This window comes from Blautia marasmi, assembly GCF_900258535.1.
GTDB lineage: Bacteria > Bacillota > Clostridia > Lachnospirales > Lachnospiraceae > Blautia > Blautia hominis.
In genome coordinates this window covers 5,693,088-5,713,581 of sequence record NZ_OIWX01000001.1, presented here as the reverse complement: position 1 = coordinate 5,713,581, position 20,494 = coordinate 5,693,088, and the positions used below count along the sequence as shown (strand labels likewise).

Sequence of the window (20,494 nt, the reverse complement as noted above, 5' to 3'; positions counted from 1 at the left end):
GCTTACTGTCCATAACAATAGAATGTGTGCAAAGGCGTTTTCTATTGCTGGAATTCAGGCATATGTTTCCGGTACCAGATTGGGAGCATATTGCGCTGGCAGCGGGGATTTTTGCGTTGTTCGATGCCGATGGTCTGAAAAAAGGATTTCCAGAGGCCAACATATGGGTCGAAGCGGTCTTTTGAGGCTTCCATGTAGGTAAGTTCTTCAGGTGATACAGGGGTTAGGAAGTAGTCGCTGTCGGCAGGATGTACAACAGACAGCATCCGTGTCTTGTCCACGATCATCCAGTGCTCTGAGGGCATACGGTCTTCAAAGTTGGGAGCAAGGATGGTGAGAACATTACATTTGGGTTCAATGATGGACAACAGAATCTGGTTTTTCAGCCGGGAGAAACGGACGAATTCCCGAAACAGGTGTGCTTCATTGGCTACTTTGCGGTTTAGTTCAAAGAGGGCGGAAACGGCGGGATCGCCCAGCATCTGGGAAGTTTTTTCTTTGTAAACAAAGCCCAGGATCATGTAACGGTAGATGATGTCCAGCTTGTCGGGATGGTCCGACATGGCGGCACGGTAGATGTCATGGTAGGATTTTTCGGAGATTTTCTGCTGGATGGAACGGATCACTTTTTGGACTTTTTCTTCATCGGGGTCTATGTGGCGGTACTCACAGAAAAGCTCCGGGGACCAGATGGGTTCGGTCCGGAGTTTTATGTTGCTGTGGCCCAGACGGGCGGACCAGGCGTCGTAGATGCAGGTCATCATCTGTCTCTCTTATAACCATCTGACGCTGCCGACGATCCTACCCGCGCTTCCTGCACCATCTCGTCATACGAACACAATAGCATGCGCAGACGACCGTTGGGAATGTTGCTTACAAAGTGACGAACATTGTATATATCGATAGACCGAAGATGAGTAACGTACGAGAAGTAGTGTACTGGAGNATCTTTCGACCTTTATCTTTTGGCCTTTATCTTTCGACCTTTATCTTTTGGCCTTTATCTTTCGACCTTTATCTTTTGGCCTTTATCTTTCGACCTTTATCTTTTGGCCTTTATCTTTCGACCTTTATCTTTTGGCCCTTATCTTTCGACCTTTATCTTTTGGCCTTTATCTTTCGACCTTTATCTTTTGGCCTTTATCTTTTTCTTTTACCTTTTCTTTTATCTTTTTTACTTTTATCCTTCCGCCTTTCACTACCAGGGGAATGCAAAGTATCGGGAGCGGGCCGGTGTCTATGTGGGGTGAGCGAAGCGTTCCGCTGGTCCGGAGCTAACCTGCTGCCATTCACTAAGTTCATCGCCAATGGGCTCTTCACTAAGTGACTGGCGCAGGTGGATCTCCGGGCCGCTCCACTGTACATCGCTTACCGCAGACACGGCGCCCCTGGCCTCTCCCACCCGAGTTTCCCTGGGTATTGGCGGTTGAACGGTGTGAAAAAGATAAAAAATAAAAAGCAAAATAAAAAGATTATAATTGGCCGCTTAGGGTTTTTAGGGGGTCTTCGGGGGCGGGGGTGGTTAGGTTTAGGTCGTCGAAGAGGGAGAGCTGGCGGTAGGTTTGGGGGTGGTCCAGGGACCAGGTGGTCTTTTGGTCGGTGCAGGTGAGCTGGCGGGTGATGAAGTCCTCTTCGATGGGGGTGCGGTAGAGCATTTTACCGCTGCAGGTGATGAAGTATTGGGCGCGTTTTAGGACGACGCCCAGTTTTTTTAGGGCTGGGAAATCCAGACGGTTGGTCCGGCGGGCCTGGACAATCCGATAGGCGGATTTGTTGCCCAGGCCGGGGACTTTCAGCAGGTCTTCGTAAGATGCAGTCTGGATCTCAATGGGAAACAGTTCCAGGTGGCGCAGAGCCCAGTCGCACTTGGGATCCAGGAGGATGTTGAAGTTTGGGCGGCCGGGGTCTAAAAGGTCCTCTGCATGGAAACCGTAAAAACGCAGAAGCCAGTCTGCCTGGTACAGACGGTGCTCTCTTAGGAGGGGCGGGGCTGTGTCCAGGGAGGGAAGGCTGGAGTCTTCGTTCAGCGGAACATAAGCGGAAAAGAAGACTCGTTTTAAATCAAACTGCTGATACAGGGATTGGGTCACCTGCAAGAGCTGGTAGTCGTTTTCCGGGGTGGCGCCGATGATCATCTGGGTGCTCTGGCCTGCAGGGACAAAGGAGCGGCTTTGGGCCGCAGGCAGGGCGGGGGCGTCCTGGCGGAAATAGAAGGACGGACTTCCCGCAAAGGAAGAGGGTGCGGTCATGTTCCGGGAGTCGGAAGGGCGGATGACGGAGGAAGTTACCGTGGTTTCCGTATTTCCTGACAGGGGTGAAGGCGCAGGGGTGGCGGAATGCGGACCGCCAGAGGCCAGAGGACCGCTTAAGGTTCCGGAGCGGGAAGTGCCGGTGATGGTGTCCTGCGTTTCTTTTTTTGCTTTGAAGATGGAATTGGGGAGGTAGCGGTTGGCGCTGCTTCGTTCCATCTGGGCAGACTTGCCGATGGAGAGGCGGTAGTCTGTGATGCCGTGCTGAATCTGCTTTATGGGTTTTAGTATGTTTTCATGGCTTTTTCCGGGAGCCAGGGCCTGGAGAGACTCTCTGGTGGGTAGTTCCATGTTGACACTCATGCGGTCAGCCAGATAGCCGATCTGTTCGATGATCTCCGGGGCGGCTCCGGGTACAGCTTTGGCGTGGATATAGCCGCGGAAATGGTATTTGGTGCGCAGCAGATAAAGGCTCCGGTACATAAGCTCCATCGTGTAGGTGGGATTCTTTACTACGCCGGAGCTGAGGAAGAGGCCTTCTATATAGTTTCTTTTATAAAATTCCACGGTGAGGCTGCAGATTTCGTCCGGGGTGAAGGTGGTGCGTACCTTATCGTTGGAGCGGCGGTTCAGACAGTATTTGCAGTCATAGATGCACTCATTGGATAATAGTATTTTTAAAAGGGAGATACAGCGTCCGTCGGAGGCAAAGCTGTGGCAGATGCCGGCAGCTACGGAATTGCCCAGACTGCCCTTTTCCCCGCGGCGGTCAGAGCCGCTGGAGGTACAGGCCACATCGTATTTGGCTGCATCGGATAATATTTTCAATTTTTCTTCCAGAGTCAGGGATGATGATAAGTACATAGTGATCAAATCCTTCCGAATGTATGTTCTGATTACAGAATAACACAGCGGCAAAAAAGTGTCAAGAACAAATGTTCGATATTGAAAATCCCGAGGCAGCCGGCGCGATTTGGGGCAGAACGCTCCATATCTGTGTATCGCGAAGCTTGTTACTGTTTACAGAACTGCGTTTTTTGCTGGCTGTGAATAGTAACGCTTTTTGTTCTTATTCGCGGTACTGCGTTTTTTCAGGGCTGTGACAGTAACGTTTTTTGAAAGAAAGGGAATATCTGAGGGGCCGGGAGCATATAATTTAGCAGTACGATAAGGGGGTATTTTCATGGATACATATAACATTTATAAAGACATACAAGCCCGCACCAGAGGAGAAATTTACATAGGGGTAGTGGGACCGGTACGGACGGGAAAGTCCACGTTCGTCCGCCGCTTTATGGAGCTGGCGGCACTGCCCAACATGGAAGAGACAGCACAGAAAGAGGTAAGGGACCAGCTTCCTTTGAGCGGTTCCGGAAAACTGATCACCACGGTGGAGCCAAAATTCATTCCAAAAGATGCCGCTAAAATTAAGATCGGTGATGATGTGACTGCGAAAATACGTCTTATCGACTGTGTGGGGTATATGGTGCCCGATGCAGCGGGAAACATGGAGGACGGCAAGGAGCGTATGGTGAAGACGCCCTGGTTCGGCTATGAGATACCTTTCCATCAGGCAGCGGAGACAGGCACAAAAAAGGTGATCGAGGAGCACTCCAACATCGGCCTGGTCATCACATGTGACGGCTCTTTTGGAGAGATTCCCAGGAATAATTACATAGAGAGTGAGGAGAAAACCGTTGCGGAGCTTAAAAAAGCGGGAAAGCCGTTTTTGATTCTGGTAAATTCCCAGAAGCCCTACAAGGAGGAGACACTTGCTCTGTGTGAGGAGCTGAAACAGAAGTACCAGGCAGGTGTCCTCAGTGTAAACTGTGAGCAGCTGCGCAGGGACGACGTGACAAGGATCATGGAAAAGGTGTTATATGAGTTCCCTATTGTGCAGATGGAATTTTTTATTCCGAAATGGGTGGAGATCCTTCCTACAGACCATTACCTGAAGGCAGAACTGTTAAGCTGTATCCGGGAACTTATGGGAAAGATGAAATATGTGAAGGATGCCACCAGGGATAAGATGGTCCTCAAGTCCCAGTATGTGCGCAATCTGGTACCGGAAGCCCTGGATCTGTCCACCGGCAAAGTGCGGATACGGGTGGATATGGATGAGAACTGGTATTATGCAGTTCTAAGTGAAATGACCGGAGTTTCTATTTCAGATGAGTATGAGCTGATCCACACCATGCAGGAGCTGGCTAAGATGAAGGAAGAATATGTGAAGGTGCGTGAAGCAATCTCCTCTGTCAGGGGGAAAGGCTACGGTGTGGTGACTCCAGATAAATCGGAGATCAGGCTGGAAGAGCCTATGGTTATCAAACAGGGCAGCAAATACGGCGTGAAGATCAAGTCAGTCAGCCCGTCCATCCATATGATACGGGCCAATATTGAGACAGAGATCGCACCCATCGTGGGTAGTGAGGAGCAGGCAAAAGATCTGATCGAATATATCAAGACCAGTGATGAGCGGCAGGAGAGCATCTGGCAGACCAATATTTTTGGCAAATCCATCGGACAGCTGGTGGAGGACGGCATTCACACCAAGCTGGTACAGATTAGTGATGAAAGCCAGGTAAAACTCCAGGATACCATGCAGAAAATTGTCAATGACAGCAAAGGCGGGCTGGTCTGCATCATCATCTGACAGAACTTCTTTTTACATTGACTTTTCCTAGGGAAAATTATATAATTACAACAGTGATTATATGACCCGGAAACGTTACGGAAGCAGGTGAAATTCCTGTGCAAGTCCGTTACTGTACAGCCAGATACGTGCGGAGCCGGAGATGGGGACGTCTGCGGCAACCGGACAGTTCAAGACAACAGGATAAGTGTATCATTTTTATTCTGCTGTAACCCAAAAGAGAAAAGATCCGTTGTCAGTTTTCTGGCAGCGGTTTTTATTTTAGAAAGAAAAGCGGCAGACTTTGGCCGATTCGGAGACAAGTACATATGACACATAAGACTGGTTTGGAAGACTATTACATTATCAGGAATAATAAGAAAATGCGTTTTGGCTACACGACCGGAACATGTGCAGCCGCGGCCTCTAAAGCTGCAGTGCAGATGCTTTTGTCAGGAGAGGAGATCCGGGAGATCCCTTTTTTGACACCCAAAGGAATACGGCTGAATCTGGAGATTGGGCATATTGAAAAAGGGGAGGATCATGTGTCCTGCGCCGTGCGTAAGGATGCGGGAGATGATCCGGATATGACGGATGGCCTGGAGATTTTTTCCCGGGTAAGGAAAACCGGGGAAGCAAAGATCGTGCTTGACGGCGGATCCGGGGTGGGACGTGTGACAAAAAAGGGTTTGGAGCAGCCGGTCGGAAATGCGGCGATCAACAAAATACCCCGCAGTATGATCCTGAAAGCAGTGGAGGATGTCTGCTCAGAGTATGATTATGAGGGCGGCCTGGAAATCATCATAAGTGTCCCGGGAGGGGAGGAGGCAGCAAAAAAAACCTTCAACCCTAGACTAGGCATTCAGGGCGGTATCTCCATTTTGGGGACCTCCGGTATTGTGGAGCCTATGAGTGAAAGCGCACTGATAAAGACCATAGAAGTGGAAATGCGCCAGCGGGTGGAAAACGGCAGCCGTTTTCTTCTGGTGACCCCCGGCAATTATGGCTCCGCATATCTGAAGGAGCATATGGACCTTCCCCTTGAGGAAGCCATGAAATGCAGTAACTACGTGGGTGAGACGATTGACATGGCAGTTTCTATGGGAGTGGAAGGCATTCTTTTTGTATCCCATATCGGAAAATTTGTAAAAGTGGCAGCAGGGATCATGAACACCCATTCCCGCTGCGCGGATGCCAGAGCCGAGGTTTTGGCCTCCAATGCCATGCGTGCAGGAATATCCGCTTCTGCGGCGCTTAAAATTTTAAATACAGTCACTACGGATGAGGCCTTGGTCCTTATTGAAAGAGAAGGAAAACTACAGGAGACCATAAAGGAGATAACAGACAGGATCTCTTATTATCTGCATCATCGTGCATACGACAGGATGATGTTGGGCGCTGTTATTTTTTCCAATGAATTCGGTTATCTGGGGGAGACAGAAAAGGCCGGGGAACTGACGGCGCTTCTGAGAGAACAGGATATTAAAAAAGAGAACAAGTGATAACTGTTCCGTAGGCCTGTGCATCCACTGCATTGACCGTAAGAAAGCATTTCTCCGTCAGGCAAATGCCATGGCGAAAGGCGATCCTGCATGGTTTATTGTGTGACCTTGAGGATTCCGAACAGTTACAGCAAGATACTAAAAGATAAAGGAGATAGTACAGATGAAAGGTATATTATTTGGATTAGGGGTGGGACCGGGAGACCCGGAACTGCTGACACTCAAAGCACTCCGCCTGATAAGGGAAAGCGAAGTCATTGCCGTGCCCGGTAATAACGTAAAGGAGAGTGTGGCTTATAAAATCGTAAAGGGAGCCTATGACGGCCTGGATGAGAAAAAACTCATTCCCGTTGCCATGCCCATGACAAAGGACCCGAAGGTTCTGGAGGCAAATCACGACAAAGCGGCAGACGATGTGGAGGCCTGGCTGAAAGAGGGAAAAAACGTGGCCTTTCTCACCTTGGGAGATCCCACCGTGTATTCTACTTACCTCTATGTACATAAAAGGATTGTGGAGCGCGGATATAAGGCGGAGATCGTAAGCGGCATTACCTCCTTCTGTGCAGTGGCGGCCAGATTGAACATGGGGCTTGTGGAAATGGCGGAGCCTCTTCATGTGATCCCGGCCACGTATAATGCGGATACCATGGATGATATCCTGAAGCTTCCGGGCACAAAGGTGCTGATGAAGACAGGAAAGAAACTGAAACAGGTGCGGGAAAGCATACTGGAAAGCGGACAGGCAGCCGTTATGATTGAGGACTGTGGTATGCCCACAGAAAAAATTTATGAGCGTGCAGAGGATATACCGGAACAGTCCGGTTATTATTCCCTGATCATTGCAAAAGAGAAGGAGACATTATGATACATTTTGTTGGAGCGGGGAGCGGTGCCCCGGATTTAATCACCCTGAGAGGGAAAAAATTTCTGGAGGAAGCAGATGTGATCATCTATGCAGGTTCCCTGGTGAATCCGCAGCTTCTGGAATATGCCAAAGAAGGCTGTGAGATTTTCAACAGTGCCAAAATGACACTGGAGGAAGTGCTGGAGGTTATGCGCAGAGCCGAGAGTGAGAAGAAAATGACCGTGCGCCTCCACACAGGAGATCCCTGTCTGTACGGTGCCATCAGAGAACAGATGGATGTACTGGATGAAGAGGATATTGCCTATGACTACTGTCCCGGTGTAAGTTCCTTTAGCGGGGCTGCAGCAGCCCTGGATCTGGAATATACCCTGCCGAATGTGTCTCAGAGTGTGGTCATTACAAGAATGGCAGGCAGAACCCCTGTGCCGGAAAAAGAGAGCATTGAGTCTTTTGCCGCACACCATGCAACTATGGTGGTATTTTTGAGCACAGGCCTTTTGGAGGAACTTTCCAAACGGCTGATCGCAGGCGGTTATACTGCAGATACGCCGGCTGCCATTGTATACAAGGCTACCTGGGAGGATGAGAAATCCTTTGTCTGTACGGTGGGTACCCTGGCTGAGACTGCCAGAGAGAACCATATCACCAAGACGGCACTTATGATCATCGGCGATGTGGTGGCACACAACGGGTATGACCGTTCCAAATTATATGATCCCGGATTTACAACAGAATTCAGAAAGGGTACGGATTCCATATGAAAGTTTCCATTATCAGCTTCAGCCGTGCGGGATACCGTCTGAGCGAAATGCTCTACTGGGTGATGAAAGAGCGCGGGTATGAGGTGGAGTCATATACAAAAAGCAAATATACGAAAAAAGTCATGGACGAGTCACAGCTTGAGGTGGATGATAGATCCTTCCGCAATGTGAAGCAGTTTGCAAAGCCGGTGGATGCCTCCATTAAAGAGTGGGCAGGCAGGAGGTTCCAGGATTCCGACGCCATTGTGTTTGTGGGGGCCTGCGGAATCGCTGTGCGCAGCATTGCTCCTTTTGTGACCAGCAAGAAGATAGACCCGGCTGTCATTGTGGTGGACGAGCAGGGCGGTTTTGCCATTTCCCTGCTTTCCGGTCATATCGGAGGAGCCAATGAACTCACGGAAGAGATCGCCGATATCCTTCACGCCACACCGGTCATAACTACAGCGACGGACATCAATAAAAAGTTCGCAGTGGATGTGTTTGCCAGAAAAAACGGGTGCTATATCTCTGACATGGATCTGGCGAAAGAAATCTCAGCCGCGCTTGTGGATGGAAAGGAAGTGGGATTTGCCAGCGATTTTCCGTGGATCGGGGATATTCCCTCTGAATTGGTGCTCCTGGATGAGGAAAAAGAGAAGCCGGAAATCGGTATCTATGTGACAAACAGTTACCAGAAACATCCCTTTGTCCACACGCTGTATCTGGTGCCCAGAGTGGTGACTGTGGGCGTGGGCTGCAGAAAGGATACCCCAAAGGAAACGGTGGAACGGGTCATCAGAAGAGCCTGTGATGAACTTCTGGTCCCCTCTGTATCCATGGAGCGGGTGGCCAGCATTGATCTGAAAAAAGATGAGGCGGGCATTATCGGTTACTGCCGGGACAGAAATCTGCCTTTTGTGACTTACGCAAAGGAAGAATTGGCTTTGGTGGAAGGTACCTTTGCGGAGTCAAGATTTGTGGAAGAGGTCACAGGTGTTGACAATGTCTGTGAACGGAGTGCAGTCCTCGGCAGCAGCCAGGACGGTGTGAAGAGTATGCTGATCTTAAGAAAATACGCGGAGGACGGCGTGACCGTTGCTCTTGCCAGAAGGAAATGGAGTGTGCATTTTGAATAAATTATACGTGGTAGGCATCGGTCCGGGTGCCTATGAGAAGATGACGATCGAGGCCGCAGAGGCCCTGAAGAACAGTGATGTGATCATTGGATATACCGTGTATGTGGACCTGGTAAAGGACCATTTTCCGGGAAAGGAGTTTCTCACAACGCCCATGAAGAAGGAAGTGGAGCGCTGTGTAATGGCCTTTGAGGAGGCTATGAAAGGAAAGACAGTTGCTATGATCTGCAGCGGGGATGCAGGTGTATACGGCATGGCAGGCCTTATGTATGAGGTGGGCACAGGATATCCTGAGGTGGACCTTTCCATCATTCCGGGGGTCACGGCAGCCACCGGAGGGGCAGCAGTCCTTGGTGCGCCCTTGATCCACGACTTCTGTCTGATCAGCTTAAGCGACCTGCTGACACCATGGGAGAAAATTGAGCGCAGGCTGACAGATGCGGCGCACGGGGATTTTGTGGTCTGCCTGTATAACCCGTCCAGCAAAAAACGCCATGACTACCTGATGAAGGCCTGTGACCTGATGATGAAATATAAGGCAGAAGACACGGTCTGCGGAATCGTGGGCAATATCGGAAGGGAAGGGGAGGAGATGAAGGTCATGACCCTGAAAGAGTTAAGGGAGACAAAAGTGGATATGTTTACCACAGTCTTCGTTGGCAATTCCCAGACAAAGGAGATTGGCGGCAGGATGGTGACGCCCAGAGGTTACAAAAATGTGTAAGGTCCTTGTGTTTGCCGGCACCACGGAAGGACGTAAGATCGCTGAATTTCTGGACAGCCAGTCGATCCCTTCCCATATCTGTGTAGCCACGGAATACGGAGAAGAACTGCTGCCGAAGAGCGGGCATATGACCGTCTCCCATACCCGCCTCGACAGGGAGGAAATGGAAAGGCTTATGGTGGAGATCCAGGCGGACCCGGTCATTGACGCCACCCATCCCTATGCGGCTGAGGTGACAAAGAATATCCGCGCTGCCTGCGAGAAGGCAGGGTGCCGTTATGTACGGCTTCTTCGCAGCAGCAAAGACAGTGGGGAAAAGAATGATCGGGCAGTTTACGTGTCCAGTGTGGATGAGGCAGCAGAGTATCTGAAGGGCACCCGGGGAAATATTTTGGTGACCACCGGGAGCAAGGAGATCGCAAAATACACAGTCATTCCGGGATATAAGGACAGAGTGTTTGCCAGGGTGCTCTCTTTGGCAAATGTGGCAGAGCAGTGTGCGGCACACGGATTTGAAGGGAGAAACCTGATCTGTATGCAGGGGCCTTTTTCAAAAGAGATGAACAGAGCCATGATCGAGCAGCTTGACTGCAAATACCTGGTCACAAAAATGTCGGGCACTACCGGAGGATATCAGGAAAAACTGGATGCGGCCCGGGAGACAGGCTGTGTGCCTGTGGTGGTGGGAAGGCCTCTTTTGGAGGAAGGGATCTCCCTTTCCCAGTGCAGAAAAATGCTCTGCAGTCAGTTTGCCCTTTGCCCGCCAAAAGAGATCTCTCTTGTGGGGATCGGTGTGGGAAGCCCAATGCTCATGACAGCGGAGGCGCAGCAGGTTCTTGAAAAGGCAGAGCTGGTGATCGGCGCCAGACGTATGGTGGAGGCAGCAGCCCTTGAGGGGCAGGATGTCTGCATAGAGTATGACAGTGATAAGATCAGCAGGTACATAGAGGAACACCCGGAATATGAGAAAATTGCGGTGGTATTGTCCGGGGATGTGGGATTTTACAGCGGCGCCAGAAAACTTCTGGAAAAGCTTTCCGGATATCATGTACAGATCATCTGCGGAATTTCCTCCCTGGTTTATTTTATGGGAAAGATCGGGAAATCCTGGGATGATGCGTTTATCACCAGTGCCCATGGAAGAAAGGCAAATCTTGTGGCAGCCATCCGCACCCATGAGAAGGTGTTCTCCATCCTGGGCAGCAGTGACGGTGTGTCGGCTCTGGCAAAAAAGCTGAAGGAATACAATATGGACCGGGTGCGTCTGTTTGTAGGGGAACAGCTCTCCTATGCCCAGGAAAAGATCCTGACCGGATATCCTGAGGATTTTGTCTCTTATACCGGAGACGCCCTGAGCGTCGTATATGTGGAAAATGAAACATATGTGCCAAGGCCTGCCACCCATGGAATTCGGGATGAGGAATTTGTAAGGGACAAGGTACCCATGACAAAAGAGGAAATACGGACCGTTTCCCTTGCAAAACTAGGTCTTTTAAAAGATTCTGTCTGCTGGGATGTGGGAGCCGGAACCGGTTCGGTCTCTGTGGAAATGGCTCTTCGGGCAGCAGAGGGAAGGGTATATGCCATTGAGAAGAAATCTCTGGCAGCGGAACTGCTTCTGAAAAACAAAATGAAATTTGCTGCAGATAACCTGACCATTGTGGAAGGGGAGGCACCGGAGGTACTTCGCGGCCTGGAGGCACCCACCCATGCGTTTATCGGGGGTTCGTCAGGGAACATGAAAGCGATCATGGAACTTTTGCTCCACAAAAATCCTCGTGTCAGGATCGTGATGAACTGCATTGCTTTGGAGAGTGTGGCGGAAGCCCTGCGGTGTCTGAAGGAACTGCCGGTCACAGACACAGAGGTGGTGCAGCTCAGTGTGGGAAGGGCCAGGAAAGCAGGGCCTTACCATATGATGATGGGGGAAAATCCGATCACCATTATTTCCTGCACAGGGGATATCAGATAGGAGAGATGATATGAAAATACCGCGTATACTTCTTTGTGCCGGTGCCAGCGGCAGCGGCAAGACTCTGCTCACCTGCGGGATCCTGCAGGTCTTAAAAAACCGTGGGCTTAGGACTGCTTCCTTCAAGTGCGGACCTGACTATATTGACCCTATGTTCCATACAAAAGTCATTGGAACCAAGTCCAGGAACCTGGACACCTTTTTTACGGACGGCGATGTGGTGCGGTACCTGCTTGCAAAGAACAGCTGCGATATGGATATTGCGGTCATGGAAGGCGTCATGGGGTATTATGACGGGGTGGGCGGAATCACCAGCAAAGCCAGCGCCTACGAACTGGCCAATGTAACGGAGACCCCTGCGGTCCTGATCGTGAACTGCCGGGGTATGAGTGTATCTGTGCTCCCTTACATCAAGGGATTTGCGGAATACAAAAAAGACAGCCGGATCGCAGGTGTGATCCTGAACCAGATGACAGCCATGTTGTATCCAAGGGTGAAAAAAATGATCGAGGAGGAACTTTCCATACCTGTCCTGGGATATGTCCCCAAAGTGGAGGACTGTGTTCTTGAAAGCCGCCACCTGGGTCTTGTAATGCCGGAGGAAGTGGAGGGGTTCCGGGAAAAGCTTATGAAGCTGGCCGGGATTTTGGAGCAGACACTCTGTGTGGATAAAATCCTTGAGATCGCCGGAAATGCCCCTGATATTTCACCCAAAAGGCCATGGAAGGAGGACAGCGCCTATGCGTTTTGTCTGCCGGAGAAGGTGAGAATCGGAATCGCCAGGGATGAGGCGTTTTGCTTTGTCTATGAGGATAATCTAAAGCTTTTGGAGCAGATGGGAGCAGAGATTGTATATTTTTCTCCTATCCATGACAAGCGTCTGCCCGAGGGGCTTTGCGGCCTGATCTTTTACGGTGGATATCCGGAGCTTTTGGGCAAAGAGCTGGAGGATAATTATTCTGTCCGCCGGGCCATTCTGGCGGAATATCAGAGAGGGATCCCTGTTCTGGCAGAGTGCGGGGGATTTATGTACCTCCACGAGTCCATGGAGGATATGGACAAAAATCCATGTGACGGTGTGGGCATCATACCGGGCCATGCGTACAGGACGGAAAAACTGGGACGGTTCGGGTATGTGACACTCACCCAGAGGGAGGGAACCGTTTTTGGAAAAAGGATTGGGAAGAGTCCGGCCCATGAGTTCCATTACTTTGATTCCACCTCCTGCGGAGAAGACTTTCTGGCAGAGAAGCCTATGAGCAGCAGGTCCTGGAGCTGCCTGCACGCTTCCGACCATCTGCTGGCAGGATTCCCCCATTTTTATTACTATGGAAATCCCAAGCTGCCGCAGGCGTTTCTGGAGAAGTGCCTGGAGTACAGAAGAACAGGAAAATAAAGGAAATAGAAATATACAGAGGAAGAGAGGAAAGGAACATGAAACTGGAAGAGGCTTTAAAAAGGATTGAACCAGTCAATGAAAAAGTGATGGAGGAGAGCAGGAAGCGCTGGGACAGCATCGCGCATCCCCTTCACAGCCTGGGTAAGCTGGAGGACCTTCTGGTACAGATCACCGGTATCACGGGATGCCTGGATATCCATCTGGAAAAGAAAGCACTTGTCCCCATGTGTGCGGACAATGGTGTGGTTGAGGAGGGCGTGACCCAGACCGGTCAGGAGATCACAGCCCTTGTGGCAGAGAACTTCCTGCAGACAAAAGCGGTCTCCAGTATTATGTGTAAAACCGTTGGCGCGGAAATCTTCCCTGTAGATGTAGGGGTGGCAAAAGAGGTAAGCATCTTAAACCGGAAGATCGCCTACGGGACAAAAAATATGACAAAGGAGCCGGCCATGACAAGGCAACAGGCCATCCGGGCCATTGAGACGGGCATCGAGATGGTGGAAATGCTGAAAGAAAAGGGCTATGGCGTGATCGCCACCGGTGAGATGGGAATCGGAAATACCACCACCAGCAGTGCGGTGGCTTCTGTGCTCCTTGATATGCCTGTGGAGAACATGACAGGCCGCGGCGCGGGACTTTCCAGTGAGGGACTGAACCGTAAGATCAATGCGATCAAAAAGGCTGTTGAGGTAAACAAACCGGATAAAAATGATGCGATTGATGTGGTGGCAAAAGTGGGCGGATTTGATATCGCAGCCATTGCCGGACTGTTTTTGGGCGGCGCTGCCCTTAAGATCCCGGTGGTGATAGACGGTGTCATTTCAGCTACTGGCGCGCTGGTTGCAACCGGAATCTGCCCCACTGCGAAACAATATATGATTGCCAGCCATGTATCCAAAGAGCCTGCGGGCCATCTGCTCCTTGAGGCTCTCGGAAAGGAAGCCTGTCTTCACTGTGACATGTGCCTGGGAGAGGGGACAGGAGCAGTGGCGTTCTTCCCGCTTCTGGATATCGCAACAGCGGTATTTTACGGCATGAGTGATTTCGGCGGTATCGGTATGGATGCTTACGTGCCTTTAGATTGATCCACGGGAAGGTTACCATGTGACGGGGCACAGGCCGCTGTACCGGGAGATTGGAGCAAATTTATGATAACTTTGGTGACAGGGGGAAGCGGGAGCGGAAAATCAGCCTTTGCGGAGGATGTGCTGACAGGATTCGGCGATGGCGACAGGATTTATATAGCTACCATGTACCCCTTTGATGAGGAGAGCAAGAAGCGTGTGGAACGCCATAGGCGTATGCGTGCGGAAAAGAAATTTACAACGATAGAGTGTTACACAGGGCTTAAAAACGTGCAGGTGCCAAAAGGCGCCTGCGTACTTCTGGAATGCTTGTCCAACCTGACAGCCAATGAGATGTTTCAGGAAGACGGTGCCGGGAGCCGGACGGTGGAGGCGGTTCTGGAGGGCATTGCCTCCCTGGAAGCACAGGCAGCGGAGCTGGTGGTTGTGACAAATGAGATTTTTTCAGACGGGATCGAGTATGATGAGGAGACCAGGCAGTACCAGAAATATCTGGGGGAGATCAACCGGGAAACAGCACGCCGGGCCTGCCAGGTCACAGAGGTCGTGTATGGATTGCCCCTCACATACAAGAGCAGGACAGATAAAAATGACAGGATGGGGGAAATGTGTGATGAGACAGAGTAAGGCGGGACAATTTTGGAACAGTTTTAAGATAGCGTTTTCCATGTATTCCAAGATTCCCATGCCACAGAGTGAATGGACAAAGGAAAATATGCGCTATGTCATGTGCTTTTTTCCATTGATCGGCGTGGTGATCGGAGTTCTCTCCTGGCTCTGGGGGACATATGCCCCAAACGTTCTGGACAGCCGTGTTTTTATGACAATAGTTCTGCTTTTGATACCCGTTGCCATAAGCGGCGGCATTCACTTGGACGGCCTTCTGGATACCTCGGATGCCCTGAATTCCTATCAACCCAGGGAGAAGAAACTGGAAATATTAAAAGATTCCAATGCAGGCGCCTTTGCCATTATTGTGGGTATCTGCTATTTTCTTCTGTATTTTGGTGTCTACAGTGAGATGACGAGTGCGGGGCTTCCGGTGGTGTGTTTGGGATTTGTTCTCTCAAGAGGGATGGGGGCTTTTTCCATCGCATCCTTTCCCATGGCCAAAAATACAGGGCTTGCGGCAGCTTTTTCAGATGGTGCCCAAAAACAAGCGGTCAGGGTGGTTTCCGTATTATTCTCTCTGGCAGCGGCAGTCCTGATGATCCTTTATCAGCCGGTTATCGGCGGAGCTGCCGTTCTGGGCGCCGGGCTGGAATACCTGTACTACTACCGCATGTCCATGAAACAGTTCGGGGGGATCACGGGGGATCTGGCTGGTTTCCATATGCAGATTTGTGAACTTGCCATTGCCCTGTTCGCAGTGGCCGGTGAGGTGATCGTGCGTCATCTATAAAGCCATTGTTACTATTCACAGTCCTGCAAAAAACACAGTTCTGTAAACAGTAACACGCTTCGCGATGCACAGATATGGAGCATTCTGCCCCATATCGCGCTGGCTGCCTCGGGATTTTCACATGCAAGCGCATAAAAACACCTCGCGGGATAGCAGCCGTGAATAGTAACAAGCCACTACATAACAAATGATTGGAGGAAAGGCATATGCAGCTTATTATAGGCGGGGCATTTCAGGGAAAAAAAGAATATGCTATGGCAGTACAGGGGTTGGAGGAAAAGGATATGAAGGACGGTGCAAAAGCCTCCTATGAGGATATTTTTTCCGCCAGATGCCTGTATCATTTCCATGAGTGGATACGTGCCAGGCTTTTGGAGAACAGGGATCTGTCCAAGCTGGAGGAGGAACTGTCCGGGAAAAACCCTGAGATCGTGCTCATATCCAATGAATTGGGCTATGGCGTGGTTCCTGTGGATGCCTTTGACCGGAAATACCGGGAGGCTGTGGGCAGGATCTGTACCAGGACAGCAGCCAGGGCTAAGCGTGTTGTCCGGGTGACCTGCGGAATCGGGACGGTGATAAAAGATGCTTAAGATCTTGTTGATCCGCCATTCCATGACAGCCGGAAACAAGCTGGGACGTTACATTGGATCCCGCACAGACGAGCCTCTTAGCAGGGAGGGTATCTGTCTCCTTGAAAAATTCTCCTACCCGCCTGTAAAGCGGGTTTTTGTAAGTCCCATGCTCCGGTGCACCCAGACTGCGGAAATTTTGTTTCCGGGGATAGAAAAAGAGACGGAAGAACGATTGAAAGAGTGCGATTTCGGAATATTTGAGAACAAGAATTATAAAGAACTTTCCGGGGAACCCAGATACCAGGCATGGATTGACAGTAACGGAACCCTGCCTTTTCCGGAGGGGGAAAGCCGGGAGGAGTTCAGGAGACGTTGTGTGTGGGGATTTGTCCGCTGCCTGGAGCAGTGTCTGGAGGATGGGACTTCTACAGCGGCTTTTGTGGTGCACGGCGGAACCATTATGAGTATCCTCAGTATCCTTGCCGACTCAGACCGAAGTTATTTTGACTGGCAGGTAAAGAATGCCCAGGGCTATGAAATATTGGTTGATGAAGAAAAATGGAAAGAGAGTCAAAAGATAGAGGTGACCGGAAAATATACACAGGAAGGATTTGACAAGACATGGTGAAATGGACAGCACTGGCCCTGGTACTGGGCTTTATGATAGATCTGCTTTTGGGAGACCCCAGATGGCTGTACCATCCTGTCCGCATGATCGGAAACGGGATCACGCTGCTGGAAAAAATGCTGAGGCGGGTTTTTCCAAAAACGCCCAAAGGGGAGAGAACAGCCGGTTTTTTCCTTGTGCTGCTGATTTGTCTGGGCAGCGGAGGGGTTCCGTTTTTACTTCTGTATCTGGCATATCATATCCATACGGTTCTGGGAATTGTACTGGAGACCTTTATGTGTTATCAGATGCTGGCAGTGAAATCCCTGAAGGCGGAGAGTATGCGGGTGTATGAGGAACTGAAAAAGCCGGATCTGCCGGGAGCCAGAACAGCGGTTTCCATGATCGTGGGAAGAGATACCAAAAGTCTGTCCGAAGCAGGTGTGACGAAGGCGGCAGTGGAAACCATTGCGGAAAACACATCCGATGGAATTATTGCCCCCCTGTTTTACATGGCGATAGGGGGCCCTGTCCTTATGTTCCTGTATAAGGGGATCAATACCATGGACTCCATGGTGGGATATAAAAATGACAAATATCTAAATTTTGGACGGTATGCGGCCAGGCTGGACGATATTGCCAATTACATACCCGCCAGGATCAGTGCCTGGCTGATGATACTGGCCTCCCTGTGCGCCGGATTTGACTGGAAAAATGCAAAGAAAATATTTTTAAGGGACCGCTACAATCATGCAAGCCCTAATTCTGCCCAGACAGAGGCAGTCATGGCAGGTGCGCTGGATATCCAGCTTGCGGGAGATGCATTTTATTTCGGAAAATTATATGAAAAACCAACCATCGGAGATGCGGTCAGGGAAGTGGAGATACAGGATATTCCGAGGGCAAACCGCCTTCTGTATGTAAGCGCAGCCCTGGGAACCTTGTTTTTTGCACTGATCCGCATGGGCATTTTTTTGTTACTGTAAGGAGAAAATAAATGATAAGTTACCACACCCATGGCGGTGATGTCTACCGCCATCAAAATGTGACGGATTTTTCTGCAAACTGTAATCCTTTCGGCACCCCGGAGTCTGTAAAACAGGCTGTAGCCAGGGCCATGGAGCAGGTCTGCCATTATCCGGATGTAAAATGTGAGCGTCTCAGAGACGCAATCAGTCATTATGAGGGGGTTCCCGCAGAACAGATTATCTGCGGGAATGGTGCGGCGGATTTGATCTTTGCCCTGGTACTGGCGCTGAAGCCAAAAAAGGCGCTGCTTCCTGCCCCCACCTTTGCGGAATATGAGCAGGCGCTTACCACGGTAGACTGCGGAATCAAGCGGTATGTGCTGGAGGAGAGCCGTGGATTTTCCGTGGGAAGGGAATTTCTGGATCATATCACAGAGGATCTGGATATGGTTTTTCTCTGCAATCCCAACAACCCCACAGGCGTGCTCATGGAGCAGGCATTCTTGAGAGAAGTGCTGCTTCGCTGTCAGGAATGCGGCTGTATCCTTATGCTGGATGAGTGTTTTGTTGACTTTGTGGAACATCCCGAAGCGCACACCATGAAATCTCTTTTAGAGCAGAACAACAGCCTTTTTCTGCTGAAGGCATTTACAAAACGATATGCCATGGCAGGTGTCAGGCTGGGATACGCGCTGTGCGGGAACAGGGAACTCCTTGAAAACATGCAGATGGTGACCCAGCCCTGGAATGTGTCAATTCTGGCTCAGGAGGCCGGCATCGCCGCACTTTCGGAGAAAGAATATGTGGAGCATTCCATGGCCGTGATACACAGGGAACGCACGTATCTTTTGGAAGGCCTTGGGCGTATGGGGTATGAGACGTTTGCTTCAAGCGCCAACTATATCTTTTTTAAAGGGCCGAAAGACCTTCAAAAGAGCTGTCTTGAAAAGGGGATCTTAATTCGGGACTGCAGCAATTACTACGGGCTTTCCAAAGGGTATTACCGGATCGCGGTGAGACTCAGGGAAGAAAATGATAAACTTCTGCGTGTGCTTGGAGAGATACCGGCCGCAGGCAGCAAGTATAGACAGATACCATAAGAGAAAGGCAGGTAACGGGAAATGGCAAAAGCAATTATGGTGCAGGGCACCATGTCCAATGCGGGGAAAAGTCTTTTGACGGCAGGTCTGTGCCGTATTTTCAAACAGGACGGATACAAGGTGGCACCTTTTAAGTCACAGAATATGGCGCTTAATTCCTTCATCACGGAGGAGGGGCTGGAGATGGGCCGCGCGCAGGTGATGCAGGCTGAGGCGGCGGGCATTACACCGTCTGTGTACATGAATCCTATTTTGTTAAAGCCTACAAATGAGACGGGCAGCCAGGTGATCGTAAACGGAGAGGTTCTGGGAACCATGAGTGCGAGAGAATATTTTGCATATAAAAGGAACCTGATCCCGGAAGTTAAGAAAGCTTATGAAAAACTGGCATCAGAATATGATATTGTAGTGATTGAAGGCGCGGGGAGTCCTGCGGAGATCAACCTGAAGCAGGAAGACCTTGTTAATATGGGAATGGCTAAAATGGCGAAAGCACCGGTGCTTCTGGTGGGAGATATTGACCGGGGCGGTGTGTTCGCACAGCTGATCGGCACGGTGATGCTCCTTGAGGAGGACGAGAGGGAAATCGTCAAGGGCATGATCATCAATAAATTCCGGGGAGATAAGACCATTCTGGATCCGGGGATCACAATGCTGGAGGAAAAAAGCGGCATTCCCGTAGTGGGAGTGGCACCCTACCTGAATATTGAGGTGGAGGATGAGGACAGCCTTACCGAACGCTTTGACGGAAAACAGGAAGTGGATGTAATTGATATTGCCGTCATCCGTATTCCGCGCATCTCCAATTTTACAGATTTTAATGCCCTGGAGGTGATACCCGGGGTATCGGTGCGCTATGTGAAAACAGTGCGTGATCTGAAGAATCCGGATATGATCGTGCTGCCGGGTTCCAAAAACACTATGGAAGACCTTCTCTGGATGCGGCAGAACGGTCTGGAGGCTGCGATCTTAAAGAAGGCAGCAGAGGGAAAGATTATTTTCGGTGTGTGCGGCGGTTACCAGATGCTGGGTGAAACTCTGTCGGATCCTGACGGTGTGGAGGCCGGAGGGCAGATCAAGGGCATGGGACTTCTGCCTATGGATACGGTATTTCAGGGGGCAAAGACAAGGACCCGGGTGGAGGGCAGCTTCCCGGAGGTGGAGGGCGCTTTGAAGGGACTCTCCGGCGTGTCACTTGCGGGGTATGAGATCCATATGGGTATTTCGTCCCTGCGGGAAGGGGCCAGACCGCTTGTGAGGATCACGGACACCGTAAAGGGCAGTTCCAAAGAGGACGGGGCTTATGCGGGGAATGTCTACGGTTCCTATGTCCACGGTATTTTCGACAAAGAGGAAGTGGCAAAGAAGATAGTGGAAGCTATAGGGGAAGTAAAAGGCCTGGATGTAAGCCAGATGACAGGTGTGGAGTTTGCAGAATTCAAGGAAACGCAGTATGATATTCTGGCAGATGGGCTGAGAAAGCATCTGGATATGAAAAAGATATATGAAATCCTGGAAGCCGGCATATAGAAAGGGCG

At 50.5% G+C, this 20,494-nt stretch carries 18 protein-coding genes; 16 read left to right on the top strand and 2 right to left on the bottom strand.

Annotated features, from left to right (window positions below):
- Positions 1–41: 41 nt before the first annotated feature.
- A complete protein-coding gene (locus C6P39_RS25195; RefSeq protein WP_104805582.1) occupies positions 42–764 on the bottom strand; it encodes a TIGR03915 family putative DNA repair protein in 723 nt (240 codons plus the stop codon).
- A gap of 708 nt (positions 765–1,472) precedes the next feature.
- A complete protein-coding gene (locus C6P39_RS25190; protein WP_104805581.1) occupies positions 1,473–3,113 on the bottom strand; it encodes a putative DNA modification/repair radical SAM protein in 1,641 nt (546 codons plus the stop codon).
- Between the two features lie 319 nt (positions 3,114–3,432).
- Between C6P39_RS25190 and spoIVA the strand changes: the two genes are divergently transcribed.
- The 16 genes from spoIVA to C6P39_RS25105 all read left to right on the top strand — a co-directional run bounded on the left by spoIVA (position 3,433) and on the right by C6P39_RS25105 (position 20,486).
- Complete coding sequence (gene spoIVA, locus C6P39_RS25185; RefSeq protein ID WP_095172774.1) at positions 3,433–4,902, top strand: stage IV sporulation protein A; 1,470 nt, start codon at positions 3,433–3,435, stop codon at positions 4,900–4,902.
- 308 nt (positions 4,903–5,210) lie between these two features.
- Positions 5,211–6,383 (top strand): cobalt-precorrin-5B (C(1))-methyltransferase CbiD, encoded by a 1,173-nt coding sequence (cbiD, locus tag C6P39_RS25175; protein ID WP_104805580.1) that lies wholly within the window; start codon positions 5,211–5,213, stop codon positions 6,381–6,383.
- A gap of 163 nt (positions 6,384–6,546) precedes the next feature.
- On the top strand, positions 6,547–7,248 hold the full coding sequence (gene cobI / locus C6P39_RS25170; RefSeq protein ID WP_095172777.1) for a precorrin-2 C(20)-methyltransferase: 702 nt from the start codon (positions 6,547–6,549) through the stop codon (positions 7,246–7,248).
- On the top strand, positions 7,245–8,009 hold the full coding sequence (gene cobM / locus C6P39_RS25165) for a precorrin-4 C(11)-methyltransferase (protein WP_095172778.1): 765 nt from the start codon (positions 7,245–7,247) through the stop codon (positions 8,007–8,009). Before cobI ends, cobM begins: the two co-directional genes overlap by 4 nt.
- Entirely contained in the window at positions 8,006–9,124 is a 1,119-nt protein-coding gene (locus C6P39_RS25160; RefSeq protein ID WP_095172779.1) for a cobalt-precorrin 5A hydrolase, read from the top strand. The genes cobM and C6P39_RS25160 overlap by 4 nt, the downstream gene beginning before the upstream one ends.
- Positions 9,117–9,848, top strand: a complete 732-nt coding sequence (gene cobJ, locus C6P39_RS25155; protein ID WP_104805579.1) for a precorrin-3B C(17)-methyltransferase — start codon at positions 9,117–9,119, stop codon at positions 9,846–9,848. Before C6P39_RS25160 ends, cobJ begins: the two co-directional genes overlap by 8 nt.
- Positions 9,841–11,820 carry a precorrin-6A reductase gene (gene cobK / locus C6P39_RS25150; RefSeq protein WP_104805578.1) on the top strand — a complete coding sequence of 660 codons (1,980 nt, stop codon included), beginning with the start codon at positions 9,841–9,843 and terminating at the stop codon, positions 11,818–11,820. The genes cobJ and cobK overlap by 8 nt, the downstream gene beginning before the upstream one ends.
- A gap of 10 nt (positions 11,821–11,830) precedes the next feature.
- On the top strand, positions 11,831–13,216 hold the full coding sequence (locus C6P39_RS25145) for a cobyrinate a,c-diamide synthase (protein WP_104805577.1): 1,386 nt from the start codon (positions 11,831–11,833) through the stop codon (positions 13,214–13,216).
- A gap of 38 nt (positions 13,217–13,254) precedes the next feature.
- The gene (gene cobT / locus C6P39_RS25140; RefSeq protein WP_104806043.1) at positions 13,255–14,304 is read left to right on the top strand and encodes a nicotinate-nucleotide--dimethylbenzimidazole phosphoribosyltransferase; all 1,050 of its coding nucleotides are present in this window, start codon (positions 13,255–13,257) and stop codon (positions 14,302–14,304) included.
- A 63-nt stretch (positions 14,305–14,367) separates the two neighbouring features.
- The gene (locus tag C6P39_RS25135; protein WP_095172784.1) at positions 14,368–14,931 is read left to right on the top strand and encodes a bifunctional adenosylcobinamide kinase/adenosylcobinamide-phosphate guanylyltransferase; all 564 of its coding nucleotides are present in this window, start codon (positions 14,368–14,370) and stop codon (positions 14,929–14,931) included.
- The gene (gene cobS, locus C6P39_RS25130; protein WP_095172785.1) at positions 14,918–15,706 is read left to right on the top strand and encodes an adenosylcobinamide-GDP ribazoletransferase; all 789 of its coding nucleotides are present in this window, start codon (positions 14,918–14,920) and stop codon (positions 15,704–15,706) included. Before C6P39_RS25135 ends, cobS begins: the two co-directional genes overlap by 14 nt.
- Before the next feature lie 206 nt (positions 15,707–15,912).
- On the top strand, positions 15,913–16,299 hold the full coding sequence (locus C6P39_RS25125; protein ID WP_104805576.1) for a bifunctional adenosylcobinamide kinase/adenosylcobinamide-phosphate guanylyltransferase: 387 nt from the start codon (positions 15,913–15,915) through the stop codon (positions 16,297–16,299).
- Positions 16,292–16,909: a histidine phosphatase family protein gene (locus tag C6P39_RS25120; RefSeq protein ID WP_104805575.1), complete on the top strand. Its 618-nt coding sequence runs from the start codon at positions 16,292–16,294 to the stop codon at positions 16,907–16,909. Before C6P39_RS25125 ends, C6P39_RS25120 begins: the two co-directional genes overlap by 8 nt.
- A complete protein-coding gene (gene cbiB / locus C6P39_RS25115) occupies positions 16,903–17,874 on the top strand; it encodes an adenosylcobinamide-phosphate synthase CbiB (protein ID WP_104805574.1) in 972 nt (323 codons plus the stop codon). The genes C6P39_RS25120 and cbiB overlap by 7 nt, the downstream gene beginning before the upstream one ends.
- A gap of 11 nt (positions 17,875–17,885) precedes the next feature.
- Entirely contained in the window at positions 17,886–18,956 is a 1,071-nt protein-coding gene (locus C6P39_RS25110) for a pyridoxal phosphate-dependent aminotransferase (protein ID WP_104805573.1), read from the top strand.
- 21 nt (positions 18,957–18,977) lie between these two features.
- A complete protein-coding gene (locus C6P39_RS25105) occupies positions 18,978–20,486 on the top strand; it encodes a cobyric acid synthase (RefSeq protein WP_104805572.1) in 1,509 nt (502 codons plus the stop codon).
- The last annotated feature ends 8 nt before the right edge of the window (positions 20,487–20,494 follow it).